The sequence below is a fragment of the Delftia sp. K82 genome, assembly GCF_002193035.1.
Lineage (GTDB): Bacteria > Pseudomonadota > Gammaproteobacteria > Burkholderiales > Burkholderiaceae_C > Comamonas > Comamonas acidovorans.
In genome coordinates this window covers 2,776,905-2,801,917 of record NZ_MYFL01000001.1, presented here as the reverse complement: position 1 = coordinate 2,801,917, position 25,013 = coordinate 2,776,905, and the positions used below count along the sequence as shown (strand labels likewise).

The following is a 25,013-nucleotide window of genomic DNA, read 5'->3' as shown; positions in this document are numbered from 1 at the left end:
ATCCGTTTCTCTTTTCCTTCCAGGCCCAGTCCTTCGCACACCATGGCATATCCCTCAGCGCCCCGGCGCTTTCCCTGCGCCTTGCGCCCCTCCGTCGTCCCGTCCCGTGGCCTGTTGCTGGCATTGGCCTGCGCGGGGCTGGGCAGCAACCTGTGGGCGCAGGCGCCTTCGCCGTCCGTCAACACCACGGCCGCCACAGCAGCCACACGCAGCTACCAGATTCCGGCGGGCACGCTGGAGGACGCGCTCAACCGCTTCGGGCGCGACTCGGGTTTGCTGCTGTCCTTCACCCAGGACCAGGTCCAGGGCCTGCGCAGCCCGGGGCTGCAGGGCAGCCACACCGCGCAGGCCGGCCTGGCCGCGCTGCTGCAGGGCACGGGGCTGGAGGCGGCGGTGCAGCCGCAAGGCGGCTATGTGCTGCGCCCGCGCGTCGTGCCCGATGCCCGGGCGCCAGACGTTGCCCCGCGCGAGGTGTCGCTGGCCGAGGTGCGCGTGGCCGCGCGCCGCGCCGGTGACGGCACGACCGAAGGCACAGGCTCCTACACCAGCCGAGTGACCAGCATTGCCTCCAAGACGGACCAGTCGTTCCGCGAGATTGCGCAGTCGGTATCCGTGGTGACGCGTGAACAGCTCGATGACCAGCATTTGGTCAATGTCAATGAGGCTCTGGCGCTGACGCCGGGCATTACGGTCAATCGCGCGAATTTCAGCACGTTCGATTTCTATGCGCGCGGCTTCCAGATCACAAGCATGCAGATCGATGGAGGTGCCCCACTGGCGCTGGGCTCGTACACCTACGAGCCGCAGCAGGACATGGCTTTCTACGACCGGGTCGAAGTGATGCGTGGCGCCTCGGGTCTGTTGGGAGGTGCCGGAGACCCGGGAGGCATCGTCAATCTGGCACGCAAGAAGCCGTTGGCCGAGCGTAGGTTCACGCTGGAGCAGTCCGTGGGCCGCTGGGACAGCTCGCGCACCATGCTGGATGCCACAGGGTCGCTGGGCCTGGACGGCAGACTGCGCGGACGGGTCGTCGCCGTCTATGAAAATCGCAACTACCACCTGCGGGACCGCAGCCTCGAAAAGCCGGCGCTCTACGGCGTGCTCGAGATGGATCTCACGCCCGACAGCCTGCTGACCGTGGGCGGCAGCTACGGCAAGCGGCATGAGAACGGCTACGGTGATGGCATGCCGCGCTACAGCGACGGCCGGCCACTGAACTTGGCGCGCAGCGCCAGCTTGACCCAGCCCTGGGCATTCTGGGATACCGAAAGCAAGGAGCTGTTCGCGCAGCTGGCGCACCGCTTCTCCAATGGCTGGAAGCTCAAGGCGAATCTGACGCATGTGCTCGCGCGCTCCAAAGCTGCCACTGCCTTCGTCGATGGCGCCATAGATCCGTTGACCGGCACCGGGGCCTACTGGGGTGGCGGCCGCTATGACACGTCCAGCCAGCAGGATATCGTGGATGTCAGCCTGAGCGGCACCTTCGGGCTGCTGGGCCGCCGCCACGAATTCGTGGCGGGCATGGACTGGCAGCGGGCCCAGGGCACATGGGCCACGGGCAAGCCGTCGGACAACTGGGCGGTTCCTGCCGATGTGTTTTCCGGCAACCCTTGGAACCCCGACATGAACGTGCCACTCACCTCGATCTTCGATCCGTGGAACCAGGAGCAAAAGGGCGCCTATGGCATGCTGCGCCTGCATCCGACGGACCGTCTGCATGCCATCGTGGGCGCGCGGGCCAGCCGCTACGACTTCCTGCAGGGCATCTCCAGTGCCGATGCAGCAGGCCATCTGAGCCTGACTTCGCGCACGGCCTTTGGCGAGCCCACCAAGGTCACGCCCTACGGCGGCGTGATCTATGACCTCGACTCCCAGTGGTCGGTGTATGCCAGCTATGCCTCGATCTTCAAGCCCCAGGCTCTGCTCAAGGCCGGTCCACTGCCGGGCAGCTCACTGGCGCCGATCAAGGGCAAGAGCCTGGAGGCGGGCTTCAAGGGGGGACTGCTGGATGGAAAGCTCAATGCGACTTTTAGTGTGTTCAGCGTTGAGCGCACCGGCACGGGCGTCGTTGATGAGCGCTACCCCACGAACCGTGATCCCTGGGCCGGCAATTGCTGCTACCTGCCCCAAGGCAAGGTGACCAGCCGCGGCTTCGATGCCGAGATCGGCGGCGAGCTGAGGCTGGGCTGGCAACTGGCGGCCGGCTACACCTTCAACCAGACCCGGGACCGCAGCGCGCAAGGCAGTTACAGCACCATCACGCCGCGGCACCTGCTCAAGCTGTCCACGGCATACCAGTTGCCCGGCGCCTGGTCGCAGTGGCTGATAGGAGGCTCGGCCCATGTACAGAGCAGGACTTCGGTCAAGGGATCGCTGTACGACGCTGATTTCAATGCCACGCCCTATTCATTCAATCAGGGCGGCTACGCCGTGCTCAATGCCATGGCGCAGTACCGGATCGATCCGCGCTGGACGGTGGCCTTGAACATCAACAACCTGCTGGACAAGGTCTATTACGAGCGCGTGGGAACGGCGTCGGGCGGCAACTGGTATGGAACGCCGCGCAACGTCGTACTCACGCTGCGCGGCAGCTTCTGAGGACGGCGGCGCAGGCGTTCGGGCCGCCGTTGTGCAGTCAGCGGCCTTGCGGTAGATCACACCACGCGCCGGGCCTCCACCTTCACATGGCCGGCCAGCAGGTCGGCGCTGTCGCGGATGGCGCGCAGCGCATGGGCCAGGGCCTGCTGGCTGTGGTGCTCCTGCGGTGCATGCACTGCCGCCAGGGCCAGTTGCGCCAGGGCCGAGATGGCGGAGCAGTTTTCCTGCACGCTGCCGTGGATCTCGGTGATGGCGCTGGTCAACTGGTGCAGGCTGGGGGGCTGTGTCCTGGGGGTGTCCTTGTCCATGGCCATGCCTCAGCCCTGCGGGCGCACCGGCTCATGGGTGCGGCATTCGAGCAGTTGCGCCATGGCCTTGGCAGCCGCCTCGGCCGCTTCGGCGCGGCGCATCTCGGCCGCGTCTTCGAATCCGCAGCCCATGGCCTGGGCCTCGGTGCCGGCGTAGTCGGCCAGCGTCTCGGCGCTGTCGCGGATGCTTTGCAGGGCGCGGGCCACCACGTCCATGTGGCGATGGCCCTTGGGCGTCTCCAGCCATGCCAGGGCGAGCTGGGCGATGGAGGAGATCTCTGCACAACCTTGCTGCACGAGATGGTCCACCTGGGTGAGGGCATTGGACAGCTGCTGGGTGCTGTGGCTGTCCGTGGCGGGGGTGGGCTGGGCGGGGTTCATGCCTGGGCCCTCCGTGTGGAAAGGGCGACGCCAAAAGAGGGCGCGCAGGCGAGTGCCAGAGAAACGGCAGTCATGTTTCCGTGCTCCTTACTGAGACTGAAACCACCGACTCCGCGTTTTGAAGCACGAAACAGGTGGACGGGATGTTCAAAACACACAGCAAGATGTGCGGACGCCCTTACGGGTAGCCCCATCCCGCCCGAAACCGCAGGGGCGTGGACGAGCGTCCACAGCCCGGAATCCAGACGTGACAAGGCCTCGCTTTCGGGGAGGCAGCACCGCTTACTAAATTGGTGTTTTGAAGCACCGGCCCCGTGACAGGGGGCTGGTGCGGATGATAGCGCGTGCGGCGTGCGCAAAGTCGCTTCGCGGCCCGCTGCACCTTGCGATCGCGCCCTTTCAGGGATGGCCCAGGAACCGCTGAAAGAGCCCGGCATGCGTTGCGTTTATTGAGAATGATTCTTCTTTGCGCGGTTATGATCCAGCCCCATGGATTTGTCCGCCTCCTTCACCGCACTCCGCGTGCAGGGTGAGCGCCAGCCCCATGCCGGCCTGCGGGCGGGCGCAGCAACACCGGGCGTAGGCCGGCAACCACCTAGGCCGCTGTCCATTGCGGCTGGCCTTTTTTTCAATCTCGTTTGTCATGTATCAGGAGGGCCGTTACGGCCATTGCTTTCGGCATTTGCTTTGCCGCTTTTCTGAACAACCCACTACATGTCCCTTTCCCATTCCGGCCAATCCGGTCATTCCGCCAAACCCACCCATCCGGGCCTGCTTGTGGTTTCCCGCCTGCTGGCCGCCGTCTTCGGCGGCTATGCGCTGGCCAGCGCGCTGGCTGCCTTCCTGGCCGCTGCGCTGCCCGGCGCGCGTGTCGATGCCGTGATCGCCGGCATGCAGTGGAGCTTTGCGCTGCACGCGCTGGCGGTGATCTGGGCGTTCTCGCCGGTTTCGGCGGGCCGGGTCTGGCTGGGGTTGCTGGTGCCTGCGGCCCTGATGGGCGGCGCCGCGCTGCTGCTGGCGCGCAATGGCGCGGGAGGCTGAGATGGCCAAGGCGCAGATCAGCAAGGTCCCCGGCAGCGGCGCTGCCACGGGCGGTTTCCGCCAGGCGCAGGCCTGGCTGCATACCTGGTGCGGGCTGTGGTTTTCGTGGCTGCTGTTCGCGGTGTTCCTCACGGGTTCGCTGGCCGTGTTCCAGGAAGCCATCACGCACTGGATGACGCCCGAGCACCATGCCGAGGAGGCGGCCGAGGCGGCAGCGCGCGCCGCCGCGCCGGCCGGGCAGGGTGCGGACCTGGGCCAGCGCCTGGCCTGGGGCGCGGCCTACATGCAAAAGCACCACCAGGGCGCGCAGATGTGGGAGATCTGGCCGTCCGACGACAAGGGCGGCGGCGACCTGCGTGTCTACTGGTTCGACGCCAACCGCCAGTACGCCGATGCCGAACTGGACACCGCCACGGGCGAGGAAATGACGGCCGGCCACGGCCACGGCGCCGCGCGCGCCACCATGGGCGGCAACCATTTCGTGGATTTCCACTATGAACTGCATGCAGGGCAGGTGGGGCTGTGGGTGATCGGCATTGCCGCCATGGCCATGCTGGTGGCCCTGGTCAGCGGCGTGATCACGCACAAGCGCATCTTCAAGGACTTCTTCACCTTTCGCGCACGCAAGGGCCAGCGCAGCTGGCTGGACGCGCACAACGCCGTGGCGGTGCTGACGCTGCCCTTCCAGTTCATGATTGCCTATACCGGCATCGCCATCTCCAGCCTGAGCTTCATGCCCGTTGGCGTCTGGACGGTCTATGGCACGGACCAGGCCGCCCGCACGGCCTTCATCGCCGACATGAACGAGGCCGGGCCGCCCGCGCTGTCCGGCAAGCCCCTGGCGGTGCCCGATCTGGAGCCCTTTGCGCGGCGCGGCCAGGAGCTGATGGGCCAGGCGGTGCGCGCGGTGGTCGTCAACCATCCCGGCGATGCCTCGGCACGCATCGGCGTCTACGGCTGGAACAGCGATGACCGTGCGCATCAGCGCCTGAGCCCCAATTCGGGCATGGCGATGTTCTCGGCCGCCACGGGCGAGGTGCTGCAGGTACGCCTGCCCGGCGGCGCCGACGGCGGCACCCCCTCGCTGGCCCAGGCGGTCATGGGCGGGCTGCACATGGTCAAGTTCGGCGGGCTGGCCATGAAGTGGCTGTACTTTCTGTGCGGCCTGGCGGGCGCGGCCATGATGGCCACGGGCGCCATCCTCTTCATGGTCAAGCGCCGCAGCCGCCACCAGGGCGAGTTCGGCAGCGCCACGGCGCGCGTGTACCGGCTGATCGAGGGCCTGAACGTGGCGGCCATCGCCGGGCTGGGCCTGGGCTGCATCGGCTACCTGTGGGCCAACCGCCTGGTGCCCGTGGGCCTGGCGCACCGCGATGACTGGGAGCTGGCCGTGTTCTTCGGCCTGTGGGGCCTGGCGCTGGTGCATGCGCTGGCCTGCGCGCCAGCCACGGCCTGGCGCCAGCAGATGGGCCTGCTGGCCATGCTGTGCCTGCTGCTGCCGCTGCTCAACTGGATCACCGTGGGCGAGCCGTTGTCGGCCCACATGCTGGAGGGCGACTGGGAAAGCGCCGGGGTGGAGCTGTTCTGCCTGGCCACGGGGCTGGCGGCCGCCTGGGCCTGGCGCTGGCTGGCGCGGCGCGGCGCGGGTGCCGCCGCCAAGGCAAGGACGGCCAAGGGGCAGGCCGCCGTAGCCGGCCCCTCGGAGGTGCAGGCATGAGCACGTTGCACGCATCCCTGGCCGCACTGGCCCTGGCCTTTGCAGGCATGGCGGCCCTGGCCTTTGCCATGGACCGCCACTACGAACAATTGACCGGCGCGCGCGAGCTGCCGGCCCGCCGTGGCCCGCAGTTGCGCGGCCTGGGCACGGCGCTGCTGGCGCTGGCCCTTGTGCCCGTTGTCTCGGGCTGGGGCGGCACGGTGGGCACGGTGGCCTGGCTGGGCTTTGTGTCCGCCGGCGCGCTGATGGCCGTGGCCCTGATCAGCGCCCATGCGCGCTGGGCGGCGCGGCTGGCCTGGTTGGCTGGCGTGCTTGCCGTGGCGGATTTGGCGTGGATTGTTTTCAGTTTCGGTACTACGGGGTTTTTCAGATGAGTTTCCTGCTTTCGTTCCAGTTCGGGGTGTGTGTGGTCGGGAGGCAAGCATGACGCGCACGCAGCAACGCTGGAAAGCCATCGCCGTGGCGGTGGTCCTGTTGGCGGCGGCCGGGGGCGCGGCCGCCTGGTGGTCCAGCCGGCCTGCCGTGGCCTACCAGACCGAGACCGTGGCGCGCACCGATATCGAGTCCACCGTCACGGCCATCGGCACGCTGCAGCCGCGCCGCTATGTGGACGTGGGCGCCCAGGTGTCGGGCCAGGTCACCCGGCTGCGCGTGGAGCCCGGCGCCCAGGTGGAAAAGGGCGCACTGCTGGTGGAGATCGACCCCAGCGTGCAGCGCGCCACGGTGGATGCGGGGCGTGCCTCGCTGGCCGGCCTGCGCGCACAGCTGGCCGAGCAGCAGGCGCTGCGCAAGCTGGCCGAGCAGCAGCTCACGCGCCAGCGCCAGCTGGCCCGCGACGGGGCCACGCGCGAGGAAGACCTGCAGACCGCAGAAGCCAACCTGGCCGCAGCCGGTGCTCGCATGGAGCACCTGAAGGCCCAGATCGACCAGACCCAGGCCACGCTCAAGGCCGACGAGGCGCGCCTGGGCTATACGCGCATCTACGCGCCCATGGCCGGCACCGTGGTGTCGGTGGAGGCGCGCGAGGGCCAGACGCTGAACGCCACCTACCAGACGCCCAACATCCTGCGCATTGCCGACCTGTCGGCCATGACGGTGTGGACCGAAGTGTCCGAGGCCGACGTGCGCCGCGTGCGCGACGACATGCCGGTGTACTTCACCACGCTGGGCGGCGCCGACCAGGCCAGGCCCCGGCGCTGGTCCAGCAAGGTGCGCCAGGTGCTGCCTTCGCCCTCTACCAGCCAGGCGCCGGCCGGCGGCAATGCGGGCCAGGCGCCTGCGCCCGCCACCAAGGCCGTGGCCTATACCGTGCTGTTCGATGTGGACAACGAGGACGCCGAGCTGATGCCCCAGATGACGGCCCAGGTGGTCTTTGTCACCGGGCAGGCCGCGCAGGCGCTGACCGTGCCGCTGATGGCCGTGGCCGACAAGGCGGGAACGACTGACAAGGCGGAAAAGGCAGAGAACGCCGAGAAGGCCGAGAAGGCCGGCAGCACGCAGACCGTGCGCGTGCTGGACGCCAAGGGCCAGCCCGAGCAGCGCACCGTGCGCCTGGGCGTGCGTAGCCGCCACCAGGCCGAGGTGCTGGAGGGCCTGCAGGAAGGCGAGCGCGTCATCGTCGGCGAGACGCCTCTGGACCGTGGCCCGCGGTGGCTGCAATGGTGATGGCGCAGGGCATGCAGGCCGGCGCGCCGCTGACCGCACCGCTGATCGAGCTGCGCGGCATCACCAAGCACTACGGCGGCGGCGACAGCGGCCAGCCCGCCGTCACCGTGCTGCACGGCATCGATCTGGAGATACGCGCGGGCGAGTTCGTGGCCGTGGTGGGCAGCTCGGGTTCGGGCAAGTCCACGCTGATGAACATCCTGGGCTGCCTGGACCGGCCCAGCGAGGGCAGCTACCACTTCCAGGGCCAGGACGTGGCCACGCTGGACTCGGACGCGCTGGCCTGGCTGCGGCGCGAGGCCTTCGGCTTCGTCTTCCAGGGCTACCACCTGATAGCCAGCGAAAGCGCCAGCGAGAACGTGGAAATGCCCGCCATCTACGCGGGCCTGCCCAAGGAAGAGCGCGTGCGGCGCGCCCGAGCGCTGCTCGAGCGCCTGGGCCTGGGCTCGCGCCTGGGCAACCGGCCCAACCAGCTGTCGGGCGGGCAGCAGCAGCGCGTGTCGATTGCGCGCGCGCTGATGAACGGCGGCCAGATCATCCTGGCCGACGAACCCACGGGCGCGCTGGACTCGCACAGCGGCGCCGAAGTCATGGCCCTGCTGCGCGAGCTGGCCGATGCGGGCCACACCATCATCCTCATCACCCACGACCGCACTGTGGCCGCCCAGGCGCGCCGCGTGATCGAGATCAGCGACGGCCGCATCACCAGCGACAGCCAGCGCGACGATGCCGCAAATGGGGTGAATGCGGGCGCCGCTGCCCTGCCGCTCACGCCGCAGCGCGGCAGCGCCGGCGCGCCCTGGCTGGCGGAACTGTTCGAGGCCGCGCGCAGCGCCTGGCGCGGCATGCGCATGAACCGCGTGCGCACCAGCCTGACCTTGCTGGGCATCGTCATCGGCGTGGCATCGGTGATTGTCATGCTGGCGATTGGCGAGGGCGCGCGGCGCAAGGTGGTCGAGCAGATGGGGACCATGGGAACGGCCATCCTCTACATGGGCAGCAAGCCGCCGGCCACGGGCGGGCCGGCCGGGCAGATGACCGAGGAAGACCTGGCCGCCGTGCGCGAATTGCCCGAGATACGGCGCGTGATGCCCGTGATCGGCGACCCCATCACCGTGCGCTACGGCAAGGCCGACAAGCAGATCTACGTCTTCGCCGCCAGCGAGGAGATGCCCCTGGTGCACCACTGGAAGGTAGCCCAGGGCCGCTACTACACCGAGGCCGAGGACCGCGACCTGGCGCCCCTGGTGGTCCTGGGCCACAAGGCGCACCAGCACTTCTTCCCCGACACGCCCAACCCGCTGGGCCGCCAGCTGATCATCGGCACCTCGGCCTTCGAGGTCATCGGCGTGATGAGCGAGCGCGGCGCGGACTCGGGCGCGCAGAACTATGACGACATGGTCTTCATTCCCTACCGCTCGGGCCGGGCGCGCGTCTACCAGTCGCAGACCCAGCCCGACTATGTGGTGATCGAGGCCATGTCCTCCGACGTGGTGCACGAGGCGGAGGAGGCCATGCGCAAGCTGCTGCTGGCGCGCCACGGCGGGCGCGAGGACTTCGGCATCGGCAATGCGGCCGCGCGCATCCAGGCCGAGGCGGCCACGCGCCAGAGCATGGCGGTGATGCTGGGCCTGATTGCCGCCGTTTCCCTGGTGGTGGGCGGCATCGGCGTGATGAACGTGATGCTGATGACGGTGCGCGAGCGCACGCGCGAGATCGGCATCCGCATGGCCACGGGCGCGCGCCAGCGCGACATCCTGCGCCAGTTCCTGACCGAGGCCAGCCTGGTCACCTTCGTGGGCGGCACGGTGGGCCTGCTGGCCGGGCTGGCCGTGGGCGTGGTGCTCATCGTGGCGGGCGTGCCCGTGGTGTTTTCGGTGCGCGCCATGCTGGGCGCCTTTGCCTGCGCCGTGGTGACGGGCCTGGTGTTCGGCTACATGCCTGCCAAGACGGCGGCGCGGCTGGACCCGGTGCGCGCGCTGGCGGGAGAGTGAGATGAAAGACATGAACGACAAGACGATGCCGGCGCGCCTGGGCTGCATGGCCCTGGCCCTTGCGGCCCTGGGCGGCTGCGCCGCGCAGCAGACGATGCCGGACCGGGAGGCGCCTGCGCTGGCCGCTTCCTGGAAGCAGCAGGGCGAAGTCCTCCCTGCCTCCGTCTCACCCCAGTGGTGGCAGGCCTTTGGCAGCGCAGAACTGGGCGGCATGGTGCAGGCCGCCCAGGACCAGAGCCTGGACATGGCTGCCGCCATGGCCCGCGTGCGCCAGGCCGAGGCGGCCACGCGCCAGGCAGGCGCGGCGCTGCTGCCCTCGCTCAATGGCGAGCTGCGCACCCAGCGCATGAACCATGCACAGGTGGCGGGCGGGCAGGCCAGCGTCTACGGCGCCGCGCTGACGGCCTCGTATGAGGTGGACTTCTGGGGCCGCAACCGCGCCACGCGCGATGCGGCGGCGGCGGCCTGGCAGGCCAGCCGGTTCGACCAGGACACGGTGCGCCTCACGGTCACTGCCCAGGTGGCCCATGGCTGGCTGCAGGCCGTGGCGCTGCGCGAGCGCCAGGCCATTGCGGCGCGCAACGTGGCCAATGCCGAGCGGCTGCTGGGCCTGGTGGAGTCCCGCGCGCGCGCAGGCGCCGCCACCCAGCTGGAGCTGGCCCAGCAGCGCGGCCTGGTGGCCAGCCAGCGCCAGGTCCTGGCCACGCTGCGCCGCCAGGGCGAGGATACCGATGCCACGCTGGCCGTGCTGCTGGGCCAGGCCCGGCGCCCCGCGCTGGCCACGGATTCGCTGCAAGCCCTGCAGCTGCCCGAGATCGGCGCAGGCCTGCCCACGCAGCTGCTGCAGCGCCGGCCCGACATTGCCAATGCGGAAGCGCAGCTGGCCGCCGCCAGCGCCAACCTGCAGGCGGCCCGCGCAGCGCTGTGGCCCCGGCTGACCCTTACGGGCAGCGCGGGCACCAGCGCGGGCCGCGCCAGCGACTGGCTGCGCGAGCCCGTGTATTCGCTGCTGGCCGGCCTCGCCGGCCCCATCTTCGACGGCGGTCGGCTGGCGGCCGAACGCGATGGCGCCCAGGCCCGGCGCGAGGAGCTGCTGGCCGGCTATTACAAGTCCATCGTCGCGGCCTATGGCGATGTGGACCTGGCGCTCAATGCCGTCCACGGCCTGAAGGCCCAGGCCGAGGCCCAGGCCGAGGTGCTGGCCCAGGCCCGCCAGGCCGTGTCGCTGGCCGAGCTGCGCTACAAGGCCGGGGCGGAAAGCCTGCTGTCCCTGCTGCAGGCCCAGACCACGCTGTACGCGGCGCAGGACGATGCCGTGCTGCAGCGCCTGCTGCAGCTGCAGGCGCGCGTGGCGCTGTACCGGGCGCTGGGCGGGGGATGGGAGCCGCCTGCCATGGGCACTGAAATGCCGGAAAGGCAGGCGCAAAAAAGCCAGGAGGCATTGCCACCTGGCTGAGAGGGGTGGGGCAGGGCCGCCACCCGGTCCTGCCGGATGCGCGGCCTGAGGCCTCAGGCTTGAAGCCTGCTCAGCTGCCGCGCGTGATGGGCACGCCGGCATCCTTGCCGTAGGCGCCGTACTTGCCCAGCTCCCACTTGGCGATGGCGTTGCGGTGCACTTCGTCCGGGCCGTCGGCAAAGCGCAGCGTGCGCGCGTGGGCGTAGGCGCTGGCCAGCGGGAAGTCGTCGCTCATGCCGCCGCCGCCGTGCACCTGCATGGCCCAGTCGATGACCTGGCAGGCCATGCTGGGAGCCACGACCTTGATCATGGCGATCTCGCTGCGCGCCACCTTGTTGCCCGCAATGTCCATCAGCCAGGCGGCCTTGAGCGTGAGCAGGCGCGCCATGTCGATGCGGCAGCGCGCCTCGGCGATGCGCTCCTGCGTCACGGTCTGCTGGGCCACGCTCTTGCCGAAGGCGATGCGCGAGCTGGCGCGCTTGCACATCAGCTCCAGCGCGCGCTCGGCCAGGCCGATCAGGCGCATGCAGTGGTGGATGCGGCCGGGGCCAAGGCGGCCCTGGGCGATCTCGAAGCCACGGCCCTCGCCCAGCAGGATGTTGCCAGCGGGCACGCGCACGTTCTCGAAGTACATCTCCATGTGGCCGTGCGGCGCATCGTCATAGCCCATGACGTTGAGCGGACGCACGATGCGGATGCCGGGCGCGTCGCCGGGCACGATGATCATGCTTTGCTGCGAGTGCTTGGGCGCATCGGGGTCGGTCTTGCCCATGGTGATGAAGACCTGGCAGCGCGGATCGCCGGCACCCGAGATCCACCACTTGTGGCCGTTGATCACGTACTCGTCGCCCTGGCGCTCGATGCGGGTGCAGATGTTGGTGGCGTCGGAGGAGGCCACCTCGGGCTCGGTCATGGCGAAGGCCGAGCGGATCTTGCCCTCCAGCAGCGGCTTGAGCCAGCGCTCCTTGAGTTCGGTGCTGCCGTAGCGCGCAATGGTCTCCATGTTGCCGGTGTCGGGCGCAGAGCAGTTGAACACCTCGCTGGACCATGGCACGCGGCCCATGATCTCGGCCAGCGGCGCGTATTCCTGGTTGGTCAGGCCGCCGCCCTTGTAGCCTGCGGCCTCGGCGCTGTCCACGGGCAGGAACAGGTTCCACAGGCCTTGCTCCCGGGCCTTGACCTTGAGCTTCTCGATGGTCTGCAGCGGCGTCCAGCGCTTGCCTGCGGCGGTGTTGGCTTCCATCTCGGCGGCATAGTCCTTTTCGCCGGGATAGATGTGCTCGTCCATGAACTTCAGCAGGCGTTCCTGCAGGTCCTTGGTCTTGGGCGAATATTCAAAGTCCATGGATGCGCTCCTTCTCTTGGCTTGTCGCTTGTGGTGGAAACGGGGTGATCGGTGAGTGATGGGGGCGGTCTGGATGGCTCAGCTGCGCTGGGCAAAGGACCAGGCCAGCTCGGCCATGGGCCGGGCGGTGTCGCCCGAGGCCTTGGCCTGGGCGCTGGAGGCCGTGCCGGCTTCCACGCGCTTGGCAATGCCTTGCAGGATGGCCGCGATGCGGAACATGTTGTAGGCCATGTAGAAGTTCCAGTCGGCGCGCAGCGTGTCCACGTCCTTGAGGCCTGTGCGCTCGCAGTAGCGGCGGATGTATTCCTCTTCGCCGGGAATGCCCAGGGCCGCCAGGTCCTTGCCTGCGATGCCCCGGCCCAGCGTGGCGGGGATGTGCCAGCTCATGCAGTGGTAGCTGAAGTCGGCCAGCGGGTGGCCCAGGGTGGACAGCTCCCAGTCCAGCACGGCGATGACGCGCGGCTCGGTGGGGTGGAACATCAGGTTGTCCAGGCGGAAGTCGCCGTGCACGATGGACACGCGCGAGGCATCCAGCGCGCTGGCCGGCATGTGGGCAGGCAGCCACTGCATGAGCTGGTCCATCTCGGGGATGGGCTGGGTGACCGAGGCCACGTACTGCTTGCTCCAGCGGCCGATCTGGCGCTCGAAGTAGTTGCCGCTCTTGCCGTAGTCGGCCAGGCCCTGGGCCGCGAAGTCCACGGTGTGCAGGGCCGAGATCACGCGGTTCATCTCGTCGTAGATGGCGGCGCGCTGGGCCGGTTCCATGCCGGGCAGGGACTGGTCCCAGAGCACGCGGCCTTCCATGCACTCCATGATGTAGAAGGCGCGGCCGATGATGGACTCGTCCTCGCACAGCGCATACATGTGGGGCACGGGCACGTCGGTGCCGGCCAGGCCCTTCATCACGCGGAACTCGCGCTCTATGGCATGGGCCGAGGGCAGCAGCTTGGCCACGGGGCCGGGCTTGGAGCGCATCACGTAGCTGCGGCCCGGGGTGATCAGCTTGTAGGTGGGGTTGGACTGGCCGCCCTTGAACATCTCCACCTGCAGCGGGCCGGCAAAGCCCTGCACATGGCCCTGCATCCAGGCGGTGAGCGCGGGCACGTCGAATGCGTGCTGGTCGGAGACGGGGCGCGTGCCTACGAAATGGTCGAAAGTGCTCATGGGGCAGTCAGTCCTGTGATCGGTTCGGAAACCGGTTCTAGAAAGGGGTGCGGCCGCGCGGCACGGGCGCGGCAAGGCACCGGCCGGCGCGAACGTCCGGTCGGTGAAGGAAAGGGTTGTGTGTACGCGGCGCGGTGGGAGCCGCGCAGGTTCAGGCGTCGGGCGCGGCGATGCGCAGCAGCGTGTCGCGGTCGCAGACCACCAGGCCGCCCGGCTCGATGCGGATGGCGTTCTCGCGCTCCATGGCCTTGAGTTCCTGGTTCACGCGCTGGCGCGAGGCGCCCAGCAACTGGGCCAGTTCCTCCTGCGCCAGATGCAGGCCGATGCGGATCTCGCTGCCATCCGACAGGCTGGTCACGCCGTAGCTGCGCACCAGGTGCAGCAGCTGCTTGGCCAGGCGCGCGCGCAGCGGCAGGGTGTTGAGGTCCTCGACCAGGCCGTAGAGCTGGCGGATGCGCCGTGCATGCAGGCGCAGCATGGCTTCCGAGAACTCCACATGCATGGACAGGATTTTCTTGAAGTCGGTCTTGGACACGCACAGCAGCGTGGTCTCGCCGTGCGCATAGGCATCGTGCGTGCGCTTGTCCCCGTCCAGGATGGCCACGTCGCCGAACCAGATGCCCGGCTCCACGTAGTCCAGCGTGATCTGCTTGCCCGTGATCGAGGTCGAGCTCACGCGCACCGCACCCCGGGCGCAGGCGATCCATTCCTCGGGCGGTTCTCCGCGTGCGCAGATGAGCGTGCCATCTTTGAACCGTTTGACGTAAGCGCATCGAAGAATGTCGTGCCGAAGCGATGGAGAAAGTGATGAAAACCAGCGACCGGAATTGATCGCTTCACGTTCTTCGATGGTAAGAATCGGGTCGTCCATGGCCTGTCTTTTGCGTGACTGATGACGGTCACATTGTCGCGTGTGGGACCGCCGCGGCGCAGCATGCCGCCGGCGGGCCTGTCACTTCGGTGTCTGGGCCTGCCGAAAACGGGGCAGGGCGGCGAAAAAAAGGCGACCCGTCGTGCGTCGGGTCGCCGGCTTTGCAGGGCTTATGGCTCCTCGTGCGTGAGGCTCAGCCCCAGCGCGCCACGGCGGCGCAGCCAGGGGCTGGGGCGGTAGCGTGGGTCGCCGTAGACGGTCTGCAGGTTGAACAGGACCTCCAGCATGTTGGTGGGGCCCCAGCGGTCGCCCATGGCCAGCGGGCCCATGGGATAGCCCAGGCCCAGGGTCACGGCCTTTTCCAGGTCGGCCGGGCTGCCGATGCCCTGCTGGCAGATGTCGCTGGCGATGTTGACGATGGAGCCCACCACGCGCTGCGTGACGAAGCCGCCGCTGTCGCGGATCACGCTGACGGCCTTGCCGTCGCTGGCAAAAAGCGCATGGGCGGCATCGCGCATGTCGGTGCGCGTGGCCGGCGTGGTGGCCAGCACGCGGCGGCGCGTGTCGGCGTCGGCGATCAGCATGTCGATGCCCATGGTGCGCGTGCAGTCCAGCCGCTCCACGGCAGCCACCGTGGTCACGTCCAGGCCCAGCGGCGCCACCAGGATCAAGGCCTGCTCGGTCGGTGCCTGCGCGGTTTCAATGCGTGCGCCCAGGCTCTTGAGCAACTGGTAGATCTCGTTGCGCCGGGCCGCGCGTGCGGACACCCAGACCGGTGGCAGCGTCTGCACCTGCGGCACGGCAGGCTCGGCAGGCTGCTCGGCGCGGCCTTCGGCATAGCGGTAAAAGCCCCGGCCGGTCTTGCGGCCCAGCAGGCCGGCCGCCACGCGCTGCGCGGCAATGGGGCTGGGGCGGTAGCGCGGCTCCTGGTAGTACTGGTGGTAGATGTGCTCCATCACGGCATGGGTGACATCCAGGCCGGTGAGATCCATCAGCTCGAACGGGCCGAGCTTGAATCCCACCTGCTCGCGCAGGATGCGGTCGATGGTGGCGAAGTCGGCAATGCCTTCCTGCACGATGCGCAGCGCCTCGGTCACATAGCCTCGGCCCAGGTGGTTGACCAGGAAGCCCGGCGTGTCCTGCGCACGCACGGGCGTGTGGCCGAAGCTGCGCGCGAACTGTGCCAGCGTGGCGCAGGTGGCCTCGTCCGTGGCCAGGCCGCGCACGATCTCCACCACCTTCATCAGCGGCGCCGGGTTGAAGAAGTGAAAGCCGGCAAAGCGCTGCGGGTGCTTGAGCGCCGTGGCCAGCGTGGTGATGGACAGCGCCGAGGTGTTGCTGGCGATGAGGGTCCCGGGCGCAACGATGGCCTCCAGCTCGCGCAGCAGCGCCTGCTTGGCATCCATGCGCTCGACGATGGCCTCTATCACCAGATCGCAGTTCTTGAAGGCATCGAGACCGTCCGCCACCGTCAGCCGGGCCTTGCAATCTGCGGCCTGCTCACTTGTTATTTTTTGTTTCTTCTCAAGCATGTCCCACAGCGCAAGCAGCTGTTGCTGCGCTTGTACGGCAGCGCCGGGACGGGCATCCTGCAGCAGCACCCTGGCGCCTGCCTGGGCGGCCAACTGGGCAATGCCTTGACCCATGATGCCTACGCCTATCAATCCGACGTTTCTGATAGGAGAAATGTTGTTTTGGATCATATACATAGAGGAGGTGTCCTACAGGTGTCTATGCAAAAATGCAAGCGTTCAAAGAAAGGCTGATGTGAGAATTTGTAGCACCATTCTCGGCGTCGCCCTGTCCTCCATGGCCTGGAACGCGTCCGCATTGTCGTTGGGCAGTCCTCGGGGCAACGTGGTGCTGGGCGCTCCGTTCGACCTGGTGGTGGGCTTGCAGCCCGATAGCGGAAACGACGCCGGCAGCTCCTGTGTGCGCGCCGAGCTGCTGGCCGGTGACAGGCCCATCGAATCCTCGCGCGTCAGTGTCAGCCCGACCTCGTCGGGCAAGGCCGTGCGGGTGCAGGCCCGCTATACGGTGGACGAGCCCATCGTGACGCTCAAGCTGTGGGCGGGCTGCGAAGGTGGCGGCATCAGCCGCAGCTATACGCTGCTGGCGCAGCTGCCAGATTCGGTGGACGCCTCAGGCAACCAGCCCATCAATGTGCGTGAACTGGCAGCAGCGCAGCCTGCGCTGCCGACCGTGGGCGCCGCTGCAGCAGCTGGCGCTGCCGGTGTGGCTGGCACCGCTTCTGAATCTTCTTCGACACCCTCCCGCGCGGCCGCTGCCCGCAGTGCCCGGTCGGATGCCCGGCCTGCCACGGCGCCCGCTCCCAAGGAGGCGCAGCCCCAGCCCAAACCAAAACCCAGGCCGAAACCCAAGGCCGCGACCGAAAAGTCCAAGCCTCCCGTGGGCGTGACCGCCCAGGCCCAGGCCGGGCAGTTGCAGGCGGGCCTGCGCATCGAACCGCGCCTGCGCATGGAGCCGGTGGAGGAGTGGCTGGGATCGGGCGGCACCCCGGGCGCCGCTGGAGCAGCCGGAACACCCGGAACACCCGAAGGCGGCGTCGCATCTGCAGCTCCCATGTTCGATGCGGGCAGCGAGCAGCTGGCCGAGGCCAACAAGCGCGTGCAGGCGCTGGAGGCCGAGATGGCGGCCTTCAAGAAGCGCGACGGCGTGGACCGTGGGCAACTGGCCCAGTTGCGGGCCGAGCTGGACGCAATGCGCCAGGAGTCCGGCGGCTCATCCTGGCTGTTCAATGCGCTGCTGCTGGCCCTGATTGCCGCCGTGGCCGTGATCGGCTGGATGGCCTGGCGCATGCGCTCGGGTGCTTCGCTTTTCTCGCGCGAGCAGAACGCCTGGCGGGAATCGGTGGAGCGTTCGTCGCAGGACCCCGTGCCGTCGACCCCGCCCCATGTGCGCGATGACGAGATCCACACCCTGCCGCATTCCCTGGATCCCCATAGGCCCACGCGGCCCATGGCTCCCAGCCTGCGTGAGCACCGGCCTGCGGCACCGCAGCAGGACGACCGCCGGGGACCGGATACCCTGGCTTCGCCCTATGTGCAGCGCGGCGCCCAGATGCGCCCCGGCGTGACCTATGAGCTGCATGAGGATGTGGACCCTGGCGACTTCGGCCCGGCCACCATTCCCGTGCCTGTGTCCGTGCATGCCGAGCTGGAAACCGAGCCTGCGCCGCAGGCCCCGGCACCTGTGCGCACATCCGGGCCCGAGGCCATCAAGGCCAGGCGCATGGTGCAGCCCGGCGAACTGTTCGACGTGCAGCAGCAGGCGGAATTCTTCATCTCGGTGGGCGAGCACCAGCAGGCCATCGAGCTGCTGCGCTCGCATATCGACACGCATGAGGATTCCTCGCCGCTGGCCTATCTGGAGCTGCTGCACCTGTACTACACGCTGAGCCGCCGCGACGATTTTGACCAGCTGCGCGCGCGTTTTGCCAGGCATTTCAACGCCCGTGTGCCGGCCATGCCGGGCTTTACCGACAAGGGCAGCAGCCTGCTGCAGGGCTATCCCGAGCAACTGGCGCGCATCGAGGCCCTGTGGCCCGTGGACGAAGTCGAAACTTGCCTGGCGCACTACCTGTTCAAGCAGGACGGTGCACCCGACCCCGATGCGCCGGCCCCCTTCGACCTGGCGGCCTTCGACGACCTGCTGCTGCTGCTGTCCATTGCGCGCACCTCACCTGCCGGAACACGCGGCGAACCCGGCCCGCGCGAGCGCACCACGCCGCGCATGGTCACGGGCACGGCCGCAGCCGGCGCAACCACGGCTGGCGCGGCTGCCTTCACAGCGGCTGCAGAAGCCACGCCGGCGCATGCTCCTGCATCCGCGGCCACGGGCGTGGACTGGATGGCAGAGCTGCAGCCGCCGATAGAACCTGCACAGCCGCAGCCGGCCTCCTTGACGCCGCTGGAGCCGGGCCTGGAGTTCACCCCCATGGACACGCTGCCCCTGTCCACGGGTGCAGTCGGTGGCGGCGACAAGCCTGCGAGCAGCGCACCGGACTCGTTGTCCGCACCGCTGCACTTCGAGCTGCAGCCCCTGAACTTCGATCTGGATCAGGCCGGCCAACTGCCCGCAGGCCAGGTGCGCTCCGTGCCCCTGGGCGAGGCGCCTTCCTTCATCCACGATGAGTCGGCACCGCTGCTGGACATAGACCTCACGGACCTGGGCGAGAACGAGCTGCCGCATGTCGATGTGCCCTCGCGCTTTCCGCCCGTGACGCTGTCGATGCCCGGCTCGGGTGCCGTGGGTTTCAGCAGCCACAATCTCAAGGCGCCGCTGGACATGGACCTGGCGCTGGACAAGTGGGAGCTGGAGCCGCCCGACACCGTGCGTGAGCACCGTGGCCTGGACGAGCCGCTGAGCCGCTCGGTGGACATGCTGCTGTCGCGCGAGACCGACCCGGCCTTTCGTAGCTCACCACAGGCTCCGTCGCCGCAGGCAGACGACAAGGATCCGCCCAAGGGTTGAGGCAGTGCAAAAAAAGGGAGCAGATGCTCCCTTTTTTGTTGGAGTGCCCAGCAAGAACTCAGTCGGCAGCGTGCATGCTTGCGAGCAACTGCTGCGCCGCCGCTTCCGGATCCTCGGCATTGACCAGTGCCCGCACCACGGCCACCGAGCCCACGCCCGTGGCGCGCACGGCCGGGAACTGGTCGGCCGAGATTCCGCCGATGGCCACCAGCGGATAGCGCTGCATCAGGCGCACATAGGCGCCCAGGCGCGCCAGGCCCTGCGGAGCCGTGGCCATCTTCTTGAGCGTTGTGGGGAAGACGGCGCCCAGCGCGATGTAGCTGGGCTGCACCGCATGGGCGCGCACCATTTCGGCATAGCCATGCGTGCTCACGCCCAGGCGCAGGCCCGAGGCGTGGATGGCCTGCAGGTCGGCGCCGGCCAGCGCATCCAGGTCTTCCTGGCCCACATGCACGCCATAGGCGCCGGCATCGATGGCCTCGCGCCAGTGGTCGTTGATGAAGAGCAGGGCGCCCGTGCCTTCCACGGCGGCCACGGCGGCGCGCACTTCGCGGGCGATGGCGTCGCGGTCCTCGGACTTGAAGCGCAATTGCACGGTGGGCACACCGGCGCGGGCCATGCGTCCCACCCATTGCGCATCGGGCAGCACGCCGTACAGGCCCAGGGACCTTGGACAGTCCGGGAAGGCCAGTGCGGGATCGGCGCCCTCCAGGCCGAAGTCGCGCGGATCGTCGGGCCATAGCGTGGCCTCGAAGCGGCCCCTGCGCAGCGTCTGCGCCTGCCAGGCGCAGGCCAGCGTCTCGGCGTCGATGGCGATGAAGCCCAGGGCGCTGCAGGCCTGCAGCGCCGCAAGATAGGCCGGCTCCTGGCGCTGTGCCTGCGGCACGGGCTGGGAGGGCAGGGCGGAGCCTTCAGGGGCGAAGGTGGCGCCGTGCAGGCGCACGATGGCATCTGCCCAGGATTGGATGGAGTCGTTGCTCATGGCCGGTCTCCTCAGCCGTGGTGCCAGAACGGCGTGCCCAGCACGGGCGTGCTGGGCTGGGCGGCAGATTGCTCGGCCATGGCGCCGGCGCGGTGGGCGGCGTGGCCGGCGTTCACGGCGTCGGCAAAGGCGCCGGCCATGGCCACCGGGTCTTCGGACAGGGCCACGGCCGTGTTCAGCAGCACGGCGTCATAGCCCCATTCCATGACCTGGCAGGCATGGGACGGCCGGCCCAGGCCCGCATCCACGATCAGCGGCACCTTCAGGCGCTCGCGCAGCGTCTGCATGGCGTAGGGGTTGACGGGGCCGCGGCCCGTGCCGATGGGCGCCGCCCAGGGCATGACGGCCTGGCAGCCCACATCCACCAGGCGCTGGCACAGCACCAGGTCCTCGGTGGTGTAGGGCAGGACCTGGAAGCCATCCTTGATAAGGATGGAGGCGGCCTCGACCAGGTTCAGCGTGTCGGGCTGCAGGGTGTAGTCGTCGCCGATCAGCTCCAGTTTGATCCAGGGGGTCTCGAAGACTTCGCGCGCCATCTGGGCCGTGGTCACGGCTTCCTGCACGGTCATGCAGCCGGCGGTGTTGGGCAGCACGGGCACGTTGAGCTTTCTGAGCAGTTCCCAGAAGCTGGCGCCGGTCTCGGCGGCATTGCTGCCCTGGCGTCGCAGCGAGGCCGTGACCATGGCCGGGCGGGCACGCTGCACGGCAGCTTCCAGCACGGCGGGCGAGGGGTAGCGGGAGGTGCCCAGCAGCAGGCGGCTGTCAAAGCGCTGGCCGTACAGGACCAGGCTGTCGTCGGAGGAAGGGGCGGAAGTCGTCATGGCGTGAGGCAATGGGAGAGTCGGATGGGGCATCAGCCGCCGGTCACCGGCGAGATCACTTCGAGGCGGTCGCCGTCGTTCAGCGCCTGCTCGGCATAGCGGGCCTTGGGTACGAAGACGGTGTTGATGGCCACGGCAAAGGGCGGGCGCGGTGCAAGCTGGGCCAGCGCGTCGGCCACGGTGGCTCCGTCGCTCAGTTCGGTCGCTTGCTGGTTGATGGTGATGTTCATGGCGGCTGGGGGGAAACGAAAGGCGGGTACGGGGGCTTGTTCGATCTTAGGCAGGGCCGGGCCTGGCGACCCTGCATGCATGTCCGGTCTGTTGTGCGTGAAAGTGCCGTGCGTGCCGTTCAGGCGGCTGCCTTGTGCTGCGATGGCGCATGCTCGACGGCAACATCGAAGCGGCGTGCCAGTTCGGAATCACCGCTGTCGAGCAACTCCAGCACCACGTCCAGCATGGCCGGCGCGATCATGAAGCCATGGCGGTACAGGCCGTTGACCTCCATCACGCGCGGCGCGCTCCAGCGCACGGCCGGCAGATTGTCGGGCAGGGTGGGGCGGCACTGGGTGGCGATCTCGACGATGCGGCCCTCGGCAAAACCCGGATGCACGGTGTAGGCGGCGCTGAGCAGCTCCAGCGTGGAGCGCACGCTGGCCGGCGACATGTCGTCGGACTCGATCTCGGTGGCGCCGATGACGAAGAGGTGGTCCTCCTTGGGCGCAATGTAGATCGGGTAGCGCGGATGGATCAGGCGCGTGGGCCGATGCAGCGTGACCTCGGGCGCGTGGATGCGCACCACCTCGCCGCGCACGCCGCGCAGCGCGGGCCACTGGCCGCGTGCGCCCAGGCCCCTGCAATCCAGCACCCAGTCGGGCTGGCCCGGCGCGCCGGGTTGGAAGTCGGCCAGCTCGCGCGGCTGGTTCCAGTGCTGCTCCACGCCCAGGCGGGTGAGCGTGGCGTGGAGTGAGACCAGCAGCTGGCGGTTGTCCAATTGGCCCTCGCCCTGCAGGTACATGGCCTGGGCAAAGCGCCGCTCAAGCGCGGGCTCGCAGTCGTGCAGGGCCTGATCGGCCAGCGGCTGCAGCGCGGGAAGGCTGGGGTTGATGCGGCGGTTTTTCTCCAGCAGGCCGAAGAAGCGCTGGGCATCGCCCGCGTCCTGGCGGTGCCAGAGGATGAGGGTGCCGTTTTGCTGGAAGAACACGGGCGCATCGAGCTGGGCCAGCAGTTCGGGCCAGCGCGTCAGGCCGTGCTGGCCCATGCGCACCACGCCGGGCTCGGTGATGGCCGATTCGGCCAGGGGCGCGAGCATGGCGGCTGCCACGCGGGCCGCTGCGCCATCGCCTTCGGGGCCGTGGGCGTCGTATACGGCAATGCCGTGGCCGCGACGGGCCAGCGCCAATGCCAGCAGCCGGCCCATGAGGCCGCCGCCCAGAATGGCGATGCGGGAAGAAGCTTGTAGAACGGACATGTGCATCTGGTGGTCAAGTGCGCCCATGCCCGTGGGACTGCCGGCCGGCTGTCCGCGCACAGGGCATGTGCTGGACAAAACGCGGCGTACCACCCCGATTGATTGAAACTCCCCACGCCAGCATGACCTGGATCGGGTGCAGGGGCGCTGCGCGGCAAGGTGCCTGTGGTGCAGGCTTGTGCGGCAGGGGGCTGGTCGCCCCGGGGCCCCAGGGTGTTTCTCAGTCACGCATCGGTGAGGCGGGCCAGGCCCTGTTTCACCGACGGGACACCCCTGTTTCGTCCGTCAGCAGGCATTACAGCACATCCCGCAGCTGCCGGTATTGACCATGCGCATGGGTGATAATTTTCGCCCATGACTGCCGACCACTCCCCTTCGACCGCCGCATCCCCCGAACCGGCTCCCGCCGCGCGCAAGCGCTATGCCCGCGTGCTCATCATCGCGGGCTCCGACAGCGGTGGCGGCGCCGGCATACAGGCCGACCTCAAGACCTGCAGCGCCCTGGGCTGCTACGGCATGACGGCCATCACGGCCATCACCGTGCAGAACACGCTGGGCGTCAGCGGCATCCACGGCATTCCCGTGGACATACTGCGCGGCCAGATCGATGCGGTGGTCGAGGACATCGGCGCCGACGCCGTCAAGATCGGCATGCTGGCCACGCCCGAGGTGGTGCAGGTGGTGGCCGATGCCATCCGCCGCCACCAGCTGCGCAACGTGGTGCTGGACCCCGTGATGGTGGCCACCAGCGGCGACCGGCTGATCGCCCCGGAAACCGCCTCCGTGCTGGTGCGCGAACTGTTCCCCCTGGCCACCGTGGTCACGCCCAATCTGGACGAGGCGGCGCTGCTGCTGGGCCACTCCATTGATGGCATAGACGCACTGGACGGCGCCGTGCAGGAACTCCTGGCGCTGGGCGCGCCGGCCGCCTTGCTCAAGGGCGGGCACTTGTCGGGCGATCTGGTGGTGGACCTGCTGGGCCATGGCAACGGCCAGCGGCTGCGCCTGCAGTCGCAGCGCATTGCCACGCACAACGGCCATGGCACGGGCTGCACGCTGTCTTCGGCGATTGCCTCGCACCTGGCGCTGGGCCTGCCGCTGGAGGCGGCCGTGGCCCAGGCGCGCGAGTACATCCTGGGCGCGATTGCGGCCGGCGCCGATGTGTTCACGGGCGCCGGCCATGGCCCGCTGAACCACGGCTATGCGCCGCGCGCGCAGGTCGTGGTCAACGGCTGAACGTTCGGCGCAGCGCCTGGTTCACCAGCCCCAGGTCAGGCTGCGCGCCACCCAGTCCTTTTGGCCGTTGTCGCGCTGGACCTGGGCCCAGGAGCCCTGTTTCCTGAGCGTGCGCACCACTTCCATTTCAGCCAGCTTGCCCACCACGCGATGGTTCTGGCCCGGCCCGGCGCGCAGGTTGGCGGTGCGCCCGGTCACCACCATGTGCGGGGTCTTGCCGGTCAGCGGCGCATGCACCCAGCCCAGCGTGCTCTCGTTGTCCCTGACGCGCAGCCACTGGCCCTTGCGCTGCACCACCTGCAGCGGATAGCCCTTGCCCAGTTCCCACAGCGTGGCCGAGCGCGTGGTGGGCTGCTGCCGCACATTGACGCTGGTGCCCTTGACGCTGACGAACTCGCGCGCATGGGCGACGGCCGGGGCCAGGGTGGTGGTGAGGACGGCGAGGGCGGTGGCGGCTGCGGCCAGCCAGCGGGCGGCACGGCGTTGATTGCAAGGCACGGGAACGGGTCTCCTTTCGTTCGAGGTCGGCTGGCGCGCGGAGACTTTCCAGCGCGGGCCGAGCCCAGGGAAAGCGCGTGGGATCAGGCGATGCCGCTATAGTTCCTGAATGAAACTGACGGGCGGCACCCCGGGTTCGCGTGCAATCGCCCGGGCTTGCCGTACGCTTGCCGCACCACAGTGTTTTCCAGGAGGGCTTGTATGCACCATGCTGTTTCCCGATCCGGCGCGCAGGGCCGGCACGCGGCGATTCTGACGGCCTGCCTTGCGGCGGGACTGGCGGATGTCCAGGCGCAGGATGCCCAGGCCGTTGCCGCCGCCGCCGAGGGCCGCGACGCGGCCAAGGCGCAGGAGGGTGTGGTGAACCGCCCCGAATTCGGCCCCGCGCTGCTGGCGGCCGCCCAGGCGGGCGAAGCGCTGCAGGTACGCGACTGGCTCAAGCGCGGCGCACCTGTCGATGTGCGTGACCGGCAGGGCAACACTCCGCTGCTGCTGGCCGTGCGCGGCAACCATGTCGAGGTCGCGCGCTCCTTGCTGGTCCACGGGGCCAATCCCAATCTCAAGAACGACCTGCAGGACAGCGCCTATCTGCTGGCCGGTGCCCTGGGCCGGCTGGAAATCCTGCGCATGACACTGTCCTATGGTGCCGACCTGCAAAGCGTCAACCGCTACGGCGGCACGGCGCTGATCCCCGCCTGCGAGCGCGGCCACGTCGATACCGTGCAGGCCTTGCTGGCTGCCGGTGTGCGGGCCGACCATGTGAACCGGCTGGGCTGGACCTGCCTGCTCGAAGCCGTTTTGCTGGGCGATGGTGGCCCGCGCTACCAGGACATCGTGCGCCAGCTGATCACGGCGAAGGCGGACCTCAGCCTGCCCGACAAGGACGGCGTCACGGCCCTGGCCCACGCCCGCCAGCGCAGCCAGCATGAGGTGGAGCGGCTGCTGCAGGAGGCGGGAGCGCGCTGATCGACGCA

General features: G+C 68.9%; 21 protein-coding genes. 10 read left to right on the top strand and 11 right to left on the bottom strand.

Annotation, left to right across the window (positions count from 1 at the left end; translation table 11 throughout):
- Positions 1-42 precede the first annotated feature (42 nt).
- Positions 43-2,598 carry a TonB-dependent receptor gene (locus KDK82_RS12300; RefSeq protein WP_088165034.1) on the top strand — a complete coding sequence of 852 codons (2,556 nt, stop codon included), beginning with the start codon at positions 43-45 and terminating at the stop codon, positions 2,596-2,598.
- 56 nt (positions 2,599-2,654) lie between these two features.
- On the opposite strand, the gene KDK82_RS12295 is transcribed toward KDK82_RS12300, so the two are convergent.
- On the bottom strand, positions 2,655-2,912 hold the full coding sequence (locus KDK82_RS12295) for a hypothetical protein (protein WP_088165033.1): 258 nt from the start codon (positions 2,910-2,912) through the stop codon (positions 2,655-2,657).
- 3 nt (positions 2,913-2,915) lie between these two features.
- Entirely contained in the window at positions 2,916-3,287 is a 372-nt protein-coding gene (locus KDK82_RS12290) for a hypothetical protein (RefSeq protein WP_088165032.1), read from the bottom strand.
- Positions 3,288-4,001: 714 nt separating this feature from the next.
- Between KDK82_RS12290 and KDK82_RS12285 the strand changes: the two genes are divergently transcribed.
- The 6 genes from KDK82_RS12285 to KDK82_RS12260 are packed head-to-tail and all read left to right on the top strand — an operon-like array spanning position 4,002 to position 11,160.
- Positions 4,002-4,328 carry a DUF3649 domain-containing protein gene (locus KDK82_RS12285; RefSeq protein ID WP_088165031.1) on the top strand — a complete coding sequence of 109 codons (327 nt, stop codon included), beginning with the start codon at positions 4,002-4,004 and terminating at the stop codon, positions 4,326-4,328.
- 1 nt (position 4,329) lies between these two features.
- Positions 4,330-6,045, top strand: a complete 1,716-nt coding sequence (locus KDK82_RS12280; RefSeq protein WP_088165030.1) for a PepSY domain-containing protein — start codon at positions 4,330-4,332, stop codon at positions 6,043-6,045.
- Positions 6,042-6,419, top strand: a complete 378-nt coding sequence (locus KDK82_RS12275; RefSeq protein WP_071955411.1) for a DUF3325 domain-containing protein — start codon at positions 6,042-6,044, stop codon at positions 6,417-6,419. Before KDK82_RS12280 ends, KDK82_RS12275 begins: the two co-directional genes overlap by 4 nt.
- A gap of 49 nt (positions 6,420-6,468) precedes the next feature.
- Positions 6,469-7,710 carry an efflux RND transporter periplasmic adaptor subunit gene (locus KDK82_RS12270; RefSeq protein WP_088165029.1) on the top strand — a complete coding sequence of 414 codons (1,242 nt, stop codon included), beginning with the start codon at positions 6,469-6,471 and terminating at the stop codon, positions 7,708-7,710.
- Positions 7,710-9,704 carry an ABC transporter permease gene (locus KDK82_RS12265; RefSeq protein WP_046986457.1) on the top strand — a complete coding sequence of 665 codons (1,995 nt, stop codon included), beginning with the start codon at positions 7,710-7,712 and terminating at the stop codon, positions 9,702-9,704. The genes KDK82_RS12270 and KDK82_RS12265 overlap by 1 nt, the downstream gene beginning before the upstream one ends.
- 1 nt (position 9,705) lies before the next feature.
- A complete protein-coding gene (locus KDK82_RS12260) occupies positions 9,706-11,160 on the top strand; it encodes an efflux transporter outer membrane subunit (RefSeq protein ID WP_088165028.1) in 1,455 nt (484 codons plus the stop codon).
- Between the two features lie 70 nt (positions 11,161-11,230).
- On the opposite strand, the gene KDK82_RS12255 is transcribed toward KDK82_RS12260, so the two are convergent.
- The 4 genes from KDK82_RS12255 to KDK82_RS12240 all read right to left on the bottom strand — a co-directional run bounded on the left by KDK82_RS12255 (position 11,231) and on the right by KDK82_RS12240 (position 16,249).
- On the bottom strand, positions 11,231-12,505 hold the full coding sequence (locus KDK82_RS12255) for an acyl-CoA dehydrogenase family protein (RefSeq protein WP_013802791.1): 1,275 nt from the start codon (positions 12,503-12,505) through the stop codon (positions 11,231-11,233).
- A gap of 78 nt (positions 12,506-12,583) precedes the next feature.
- A complete protein-coding gene (locus KDK82_RS12250; protein ID WP_013802790.1) occupies positions 12,584-13,669 on the bottom strand; it encodes a phosphotransferase in 1,086 nt (361 codons plus the stop codon).
- A gap of 151 nt (positions 13,670-13,820) precedes the next feature.
- Positions 13,821-14,540 carry a Crp/Fnr family transcriptional regulator gene (locus tag KDK82_RS12245; RefSeq protein ID WP_012205125.1) on the bottom strand — a complete coding sequence of 240 codons (720 nt, stop codon included), beginning with the start codon at positions 14,538-14,540 and terminating at the stop codon, positions 13,821-13,823.
- Between the two features lie 170 nt (positions 14,541-14,710).
- Positions 14,711-16,249, bottom strand: coding sequence for a 3-hydroxyacyl-CoA dehydrogenase (locus KDK82_RS12240; protein ID WP_088165027.1), 1,539 nt, complete (start codon positions 16,247-16,249; stop codon positions 14,711-14,713).
- Between the two features lie 100 nt (positions 16,250-16,349).
- On the opposite strand from KDK82_RS12240, the gene KDK82_RS12235 reads away from it, so the two are divergent.
- Positions 16,350-19,034, top strand: a complete 2,685-nt coding sequence (locus KDK82_RS12235; RefSeq protein WP_088165026.1) for a FimV family protein — start codon at positions 16,350-16,352, stop codon at positions 19,032-19,034.
- A 58-nt stretch (positions 19,035-19,092) separates the two neighbouring features.
- Here the strand turns inward: KDK82_RS12235 and thiE are convergent, their stop codons facing one another.
- The 4 genes from thiE to KDK82_RS12215 form a co-directional block, all read right to left on the bottom strand.
- Positions 19,093-20,016, bottom strand: coding sequence for a thiamine phosphate synthase (gene thiE / locus KDK82_RS12230; protein ID WP_047219566.1), 924 nt, complete (start codon positions 20,014-20,016; stop codon positions 19,093-19,095).
- A gap of 11 nt (positions 20,017-20,027) precedes the next feature.
- A complete protein-coding gene (locus KDK82_RS12225; RefSeq protein WP_013802786.1) occupies positions 20,028-20,837 on the bottom strand; it encodes a thiazole synthase in 810 nt (269 codons plus the stop codon).
- Between the two features lie 32 nt (positions 20,838-20,869).
- Positions 20,870-21,067, bottom strand: coding sequence for a sulfur carrier protein ThiS (gene thiS / locus KDK82_RS12220; protein ID WP_012205130.1), 198 nt, complete (start codon positions 21,065-21,067; stop codon positions 20,870-20,872).
- Positions 21,068-21,186: 119 nt separating this feature from the next.
- Entirely contained in the window at positions 21,187-22,305 is a 1,119-nt protein-coding gene (locus KDK82_RS12215) for an FAD-dependent oxidoreductase (RefSeq protein WP_088165507.1), read from the bottom strand.
- Between the two features lie 354 nt (positions 22,306-22,659).
- On the opposite strand from KDK82_RS12215, the gene thiD reads away from it, so the two are divergent.
- Positions 22,660-23,541, top strand: a complete 882-nt coding sequence (thiD, locus tag KDK82_RS12210) for a bifunctional hydroxymethylpyrimidine kinase/phosphomethylpyrimidine kinase (RefSeq protein WP_034392653.1) — start codon at positions 22,660-22,662, stop codon at positions 23,539-23,541.
- Positions 23,542-23,562: 21 nt separating this feature from the next.
- Here the strand turns inward: thiD and KDK82_RS12205 are convergent, their stop codons facing one another.
- Entirely contained in the window at positions 23,563-24,039 is a 477-nt protein-coding gene (locus KDK82_RS12205) for an SH3 domain-containing protein (RefSeq protein ID WP_088165025.1), read from the bottom strand.
- Positions 24,040-24,240: 201 nt separating this feature from the next.
- Here KDK82_RS12205 and KDK82_RS12200 point away from each other — a divergent pair, with 201 nt between their 5' ends.
- Complete coding sequence (locus tag KDK82_RS12200; RefSeq protein WP_034392659.1) at positions 24,241-25,005, top strand: ankyrin repeat domain-containing protein; 765 nt, start codon at positions 24,241-24,243, stop codon at positions 25,003-25,005.
- Positions 25,006-25,013 lie beyond the last annotated feature (8 nt).